Here is a 6,267-nt window from a genome sequence, read left to right as displayed (position 1 = left end):
GCGTAGTGGCGTGCTGGTGTATCGTACTCTACGTGAGAAGTATTGATTGTAATACCGCGCTCGCGCTCTTCTGGAGCGTTATCGATAGATGCGAAGTCTTTCGCTTCACCACCGTACACTTTTGCAAGTGTAGTACAGATAGCAGCAGTTAGAGTTGTTTTACCGTGGTCAACGTGGCCGATAGTACCAACGTTTACGTGCGGTTTCGTACGTTCAAATTTTGCTTTAGACATGAGTTGTCCCTCTAGGTACGGATTTAGGTGGCTTTGATGACCACGCAACCAAAATTATTGGTAAGGAGTATATATCAAAAGGAGATAATTGCTTGGAGAGCTGGTGCTGATACCCAGAGTTGAACTGGGGACCTCACCCTTACCAAGGGTGCGCTCTACCGACTGAGCTATATCAGCACTCAAAAATTGGAGCGGGCAGCGGGAATCGAACCCGCATCATCAGCTTGGAAGGCTGAGGTAATAGCCATTATACGATGCCCGCACACGTAACTCTGAGAGCTATTTCCTTAAGAATATGGTGGAGGGGGACGGATTCGAACCATCGAAGGCGGAGCCGGCAGATTTACAGTCTGCTCCCTTTGGCCACTCGGGAACCCCTCCAAATTTTTTCTTCATTCTTTCGAAAAAGAATGGTGCCGACTACCGGAATCGAACTGGTGACCTACTGATTACAAGTCAGTTGCTCTACCTACTGAGCTAAGTCGGCATAAGTGGAGCGCATTCTATTGAATGATGCTCAGCCTTGCAAGCCTAAATATTAAAAAAAAACCAATTTTCCATAAATCTCGCCTGTTCGTTGCTTTTTCAAGCAAAATGCGTTTTCTCACTCAATTCTATCGTTTAAGGCATTTCCATTCTTTTCACCTTAATGTATGTTTCATCCTCTTCTTTTTTCTGTCATTCATCGTTAGGTATTTTATGGGTCCTTATATCTCTTTTGATCGCAATCAATGGGCCGAGCTACGTAACTCTGTCCCGATGACTCTCTCTGAGGCTGACTTAAAAGAGCTACAAGGTATTAATGAAAACCTAACGATGAAAGAAACGGCTGAGATTTATCTGCCTTTGGCTCGCTTACTTAATTTATACGTGGCCGCCAGACAAAGCCGAAATGCGGTTTTGCATCAATTTCTCGGTAATACCGATATATCGCCTCCTTTTATCATCGGCATCGCAGGAAGTGTCGCCGTTGGGAAAAGTACCACGGCGCGTTTGTTAAAAGCGCTTCTTTCACGCTGGGAGAATCATCCCAAAGTTGAACTGATTACGACAGATGGGTTTCTTTTTCCCAACAAAATTCTTAATGAGAGAGGAATTATGGGGAAAAAGGGGTTTCCTGAATCTTATGATATGAAACGTCTGGTACAGTTTGTGTCGGATGTTAAAGCAGGAAAAAGAAATGTAAGCGCGCCGATCTATTCACATCTTACTTACGACATCACGACTGAAGAAAAAGTCGTCGATAGACCAGATGTGTTGATCATTGAAGGATTGAACGTCTTGCAAAGCGGCATGGATTATCCACACGATCCACATCGAGTGTTTATATCTGATTTCTTAGATTTCTCTCTATATGTCGATGCGGACAGTCAACTTATTGAAAAGTGGTATGTTGAACGCTTTATGAAGTTTCGTCACAGCGCCTTTAAGGAGACGGGGTCGTACTTTAGCCACTACACAAAACTGTCTGAGCTAGAGGCGAGAGAAAAAGCTGAGAGCATCTGGCACTCGATCAACGGTAAAAATCTGCAACATAATATTTTACCGACCAAAGAGCGCGCTCAGTTAGTTTTGCGTAAAGGCCTCAATCATACCGTGGAAGAGATACTACTAAGAAAATAGTTTGGTAAAGCGGTTACTCTGCCTTGCGTAACGATATTTCGCCACCAATGTAACTCTCCATTCCATTCTCTGTTTCTAGCAACACCGCTCCATATTCGTTGATCCCGTGCACCACGCCATAGACCTCTTTGGGACCCATAAGCAGTTTAACTTTTCGACCAATAAAGTTATCGAGTCGATTCCAGCGCGGTATAAAATCCTTCATCCCATAAAGCTCGTAATCACGTAGCGCTTGGTCTAATGATTGAATAAAGACAATAGCGAGCAAGTTCCTGTCTATTTTCAGACCGTCGGCTACCTGCGACAAACTTGCCCATGGCTGGTCAATGGCTTGCTCATTTTCGGGCATGAAAATGTTCATTCCCATCCCAATCACTAAATGTGCCGCTGCGCCAGCCTGCCCTGTCATTTCTACTAAAATGCCCGCCAGCTTTCTATCCTGAAAATAGAGATCATTCGGCCACTTAAGCTTTACACCGTCAAATCCGATGCTTGCTAGCGCTTCCACAATCGCGACCCCGACCACAAGGCTAAGCCCCATTGCGGCCGCCATCCCCGCGTCGAGCCGCCAGTACATGGAAACATAAAGATTGCTGCCAAATGGCGATATCCACTGACGCCCGCGCCGACCCCGTCCATTAGCCTGATACTCTGCTAAGCAAACGCTGCCCGAAGCAAGGTTATCTACACGTTCTAACAGGTATTGGTTGGTTGAATCGATAATGGGGAAAAGCTCGACAGGGTTACGCACGGCATTTTGGATCTGTGTCGCATCAAGTAGATTCAGTGATTGAGCAAGCTGATAGCCTTTGCCTTGGACGCGGAAAATATCAATTCCCCACTCCTGAATCCCTTTAATATGCTTACTTACTGCGGCGCGAGAAATACCAAGTTCGGCTCCTAGCAACTCACCAGAACAAAACTCGCCACTGGCCAGATGACGAAGTAATGATAGTTTGACACTGTGCTCTTTCACTTTAATTCCTTAGCAAGATGCTCAAGGTTCGTTTCACCCATCGCATCTAAAAATCGGACTTCATGCTCTAAAGATATCGAAAATTTATCCTGAACTGCTATGCAAACTTTAATTGCTAGTTGAATGACATCAAAGGCTGTAGCGCTACCTTTATTTACCAACACTAAAGCTTGCTTCGGATGCACTTGAGCATCACCTAAGCTATACCCTTTGAGCCCACACTGATCAATCAACCACCCAGCCGCTACTTTTCTGCCTTCTTCCACGGGGTAAGAAACAAGATCGGGATAACTCTCAAGAAGAGCCTGCCAATGTTCTAAACTAATAATTGGATTTTTAAAGAAGCTTCCTGCGTTACCTAGCACCCGCGGATCGGGTAATTTGGCATTGCGAGTAGCGCATACCCGTTTATAAATATCAATAGCTTGGCAGGTGTGACTATCCAGCTCTTGCAAAGGTCCATAATTCAGTACGGGTTGCCACTGCTTCAATAACTTTAGTCCTACCGCTACAACGATCGCGTTGCTGTGCAAAGCGTGCTTAAAAATAGAATCACGATAACCAAATAGACATTGTTTGGCGCTCAGGCGCTTGACGGTTAAGGAGTCTAAACAGAGATAATCAACGTAATCACACACATCTTGAAACTCTACACCATAAGCGCCAATATTTTGGATAGGAGCAGAACCTGCACAACCAGGTATCAAAGCCAAATTTTCAAGACCTGCAATATTTTGCTTCACAGCCCATTCAACAAGTGAAGGCCAATCCTCACCACCAGAAACATGCAAATAATGGTAATTATCATCCTGCGTGTGCTGTAACCCTTTCAGTTGGTTGCTTAAAACCATTCCTTGAAAATCACAAGTAAAAAGGACATTGCTACCTTTTCCTAACATCAACTTAGGCAAAGTTTGCCATTCTGCGCTCTGGTAAATTTCCACCAAATCTTGCACAGAGAAAACTTCAGCTAATAATTGACAAGATTGTTCTAGGCCAAAAGTGTGGTATTTTTTTAAGCTCGCATTGGGATGTAATTGCATGGCATTCTATGGATAAATTAAACTCACGCCATTCTACAACAGATAACTATTCGAAGCAGGAAGAAATGTGGCAACTACAATTTGACATACTCCCCCCGATAAAACTTCCTTTGATCAAGCGAATGTACAAAGAACATTACCCTTCAGCAAAAGCTAGGAAAGATGAATTGTGCGTTATAGGCACGCTCGATGGGCAGATATCTGCTGTTGTCAGATTTAAAAATATTGATGTATATCGATTACTGACTGGCATGCTTGTGCTGCCAGAAAACCAAAAAAAAGGGATTGGGTCGCAGTTGCTCAATTATTGCAGCGAGAATATTCTCAATAATCAGGATTATTGCTTCGCATACGCTCATCTTGAGCCCTTTTATGCTCGTCATGGTTTTCACTCCATAATGACAGAAGAACTACCAATAGCTCTTATGCAACGGTTTGAGCGCTATGTATCCAGTGGTAAAGATCTCATTCCTATGAGATACCTAGGCTAGTATGACGAGAATGCGCGGCTTTTCTAGCAATTGAACCGTTGAATTTGGTAATATCCCCAGTTCGCAATTTTGCAAATAAGTAAGGTAAATCATCCAATATGATTGCTCATAGAAACCCATTCGAGCGATTGCCGACCATCGCACAATCACCGGATCATTTTGAAGTTTTATTTTCGGCAAAAGAATTTAAAAATCATCTGATCCAGTCGATCCGTCAGGCAAGTAAACGAATCTATCTTGTAGCGCTGTATTTAGAAGATGACGAAGCAGGCAGAGAAGTTTTAACGGAGCTATATAATGCCAAGCAAAGAAACCCTGGCTTAGATATTGCGATTTGCGTTGATTGGCATAGAGCGCAACGTGGATTAATTGGTGCGGCCGCTTCGGAAGGCAATGCTTCAATGTATCAAGAGTTCTCTCAGAACCACGAACACGCCATTCCCGTATACGGCATCCCCGTGCGAGGCCGCGAAGTTTTTGGTGTTTTACATCTCAAAGGTTTTATTGTCGACGACCAGGTGATCTATAGCGGAGCAAGCCTTAATAACGTTTATTTGCATCACAAAGAGCGCTATCGATTCGACCGCTATCACACCATCGACAATCAATCTCTTGCCGATAGCATGGTACAATTTATTCAGCAAAAAATGATAAGTCATCCTGCTGTCAATGACTTATCAAACACATCGAAGCCAACGACGAAAGATATCAAAACTGACATTCGGCAATTTAGAGCCTCTCTAGCAACAGCAAACTATGAGTTTGAGTCACAGATCCCAACAGCCGATCAAGTGGCTTTGACGCCACTGGTAGGTATTGGAAAGCGTCGAAATAAACTCAACCACAATATTAACCAACTGATCGCTCATGCTAAAGATGAAGTCTTTATCTGCACTCCGTATTTCAATTTTCCAAAAAGTGTCGCTAAAGAAGTTAAGAAAGCATTGAAACGGGGTGTAAAAGTTCACATTGTCGTTGGCGATAAAACGGCAAACGATTTCTATATTTCCCCAGAGCAAACCTTCAAGACAATCGGCGGCTTACCTTATTTATATGAGCTTAATCTACGCCGTTTTGCCAAAGTAAATGAAGCCCATATTGCCAGTCGAAATCTTTCTATCCATCTCTGGAAACATGAAGAGAATAGCTTCCATCTAAAAGGCGTATGGGTGGATAAGCGCTATATGTTGATCACTGGTAATAACTTAAATCCAAGAGCATGGAAGCTCGATCTCGAGAATGCCATTCTCATCCAAGATCACTATCACCACTTAACACCTAAGTTTGAGCAAGAGATCGACAACATCCTTCGACATACTCAACTTGTTTGTACCTACAAACAACTAGAGAAGATAGAAAACTACCCTGATGCGGTACAAAAACTACTGCGCAAAGTAACGCGAGTTAAGGCCGATAGAGTGCTCAAACAGATTCTGTAAAGCACAACACTAGACGATTAGCCGACACAACGTGTCGGCTTTTTTATATGCCTACACGTAGTTTTCATATGGCTATTGATTGAGATAGTAGCGCCTTTCATGCAGCTACTCTGTTCGATGAACATAAGCCAAAAGAATTTCAGCGCTCAAGAGGACATCAAGGAATAAGCACAGGGAATCTAGTTGCAATAGAGATAGCTTAAAACGACTTAGCATCTCATTGAAACTCAAACGAAAGAAGCCCTGCTATTACTAGCAGGGCTTCTTAATAAGTGGCGGAGCGGACGGGACTCGAACCCGCGACCCCCGGCGTGACAGGCCGGTATTCTAACCAACTGAACTACCGCTCCGCAGCGTGTCTGGTTAGACAATATTCAAAGCCTGGCGATGTCCTACTCTCACATGGGGAGACCCCACACTACCATCGGCGCTGTTGTGTTTCACTTCTGAGTTCGGCATGGA

6 protein-coding genes, 5 tRNA genes and 1 rRNA gene are annotated in these 6,267 nt (G+C 43.8%); 3 read left to right on the top strand and 9 right to left on the bottom strand.

Annotation, left to right across the window (positions count from 1 at the left end):
- The 5 genes from AACT18_RS16295 to AACT18_RS16275 form a co-directional block, all read right to left on the bottom strand.
- Positions 1–233, bottom strand: a 233-nt coding sequence (locus tag AACT18_RS16295) for a GTP-binding protein (protein WP_254920012.1), incomplete at its 3' end; no start/stop codon positions are given.
- A gap of 101 nt (positions 234–334) precedes the next feature.
- A tRNA-Thr gene (locus tag AACT18_RS16290) sits at positions 335–410 on the bottom strand.
- A 10-nt stretch (positions 411–420) separates the two neighbouring features.
- Positions 421–495 (bottom strand) — tRNA-Gly (locus AACT18_RS16285).
- Positions 496–529: 34 nt separating this feature from the next.
- Positions 530–614: transfer RNA gene (locus tag AACT18_RS16280), tRNA-Tyr, on the bottom strand.
- A 30-nt stretch (positions 615–644) separates the two neighbouring features.
- Positions 645–720, bottom strand: a tRNA-Thr gene (locus tag AACT18_RS16275).
- Between the two features lie 212 nt (positions 721–932).
- Between AACT18_RS16275 and coaA the strand changes: the two genes are divergently transcribed.
- Positions 933–1,856: a type I pantothenate kinase gene (coaA, locus tag AACT18_RS16270; protein WP_010318972.1), complete on the top strand. Its 924-nt coding sequence runs from the start codon at positions 933–935 to the stop codon at positions 1,854–1,856.
- Between the two features lie 13 nt (positions 1,857–1,869).
- Here coaA and birA read toward each other — a convergent pair whose 3' ends face one another.
- The gene (gene birA / locus AACT18_RS16265; RefSeq protein ID WP_013857958.1) at positions 1,870–2,832 is read right to left on the bottom strand and encodes a bifunctional biotin--[acetyl-CoA-carboxylase] ligase/biotin operon repressor BirA; all 963 of its coding nucleotides are present in this window, start codon (positions 2,830–2,832) and stop codon (positions 1,870–1,872) included.
- Positions 2,829–3,875 (bottom strand): UDP-N-acetylmuramate dehydrogenase, encoded by a 1,047-nt coding sequence (gene murB / locus AACT18_RS16260; protein ID WP_088731509.1) that lies wholly within the window; start codon positions 3,873–3,875, stop codon positions 2,829–2,831. Before murB ends, birA begins: the two co-directional genes overlap by 4 nt.
- Before the next feature lie 8 nt (positions 3,876–3,883).
- Here murB and AACT18_RS16255 point away from each other — a divergent pair, with 8 nt between their 5' ends.
- Together AACT18_RS16255 and pssA are read left to right on the top strand one after the other, a co-directional pair.
- On the top strand, positions 3,884–4,366 hold the full coding sequence (locus AACT18_RS16255) for a GNAT family N-acetyltransferase (protein WP_013857960.1): 483 nt from the start codon (positions 3,884–3,886) through the stop codon (positions 4,364–4,366).
- 98 nt (positions 4,367–4,464) lie between these two features.
- Positions 4,465–5,805, top strand: a complete 1,341-nt coding sequence (pssA, locus tag AACT18_RS16250; RefSeq protein WP_013857962.1) for a CDP-diacylglycerol--serine O-phosphatidyltransferase — start codon at positions 4,465–4,467, stop codon at positions 5,803–5,805.
- 273 nt (positions 5,806–6,078) lie between these two features.
- Here the strand turns inward: pssA and AACT18_RS16245 are convergent.
- Both AACT18_RS16245 and rrf read right to left on the bottom strand, forming a co-directional pair.
- A tRNA-Asp gene (locus tag AACT18_RS16245) sits at positions 6,079–6,155 on the bottom strand.
- 29 nt (positions 6,156–6,184) lie between these two features.
- A 5S ribosomal RNA gene (rrf, locus tag AACT18_RS18185) occupies positions 6,185–6,267 on the bottom strand; the annotation flags it as partial.

It is taken from the genome of Vibrio sp. V04_P4A5T148 (genome assembly GCF_963875605.1).
Taxonomy (GTDB): Bacteria; Pseudomonadota; Gammaproteobacteria; order Enterobacterales; family Vibrionaceae; genus Vibrio; species Vibrio anguillarum.
This window is presented reverse-complemented; position numbering and strand designations above follow the sequence as displayed.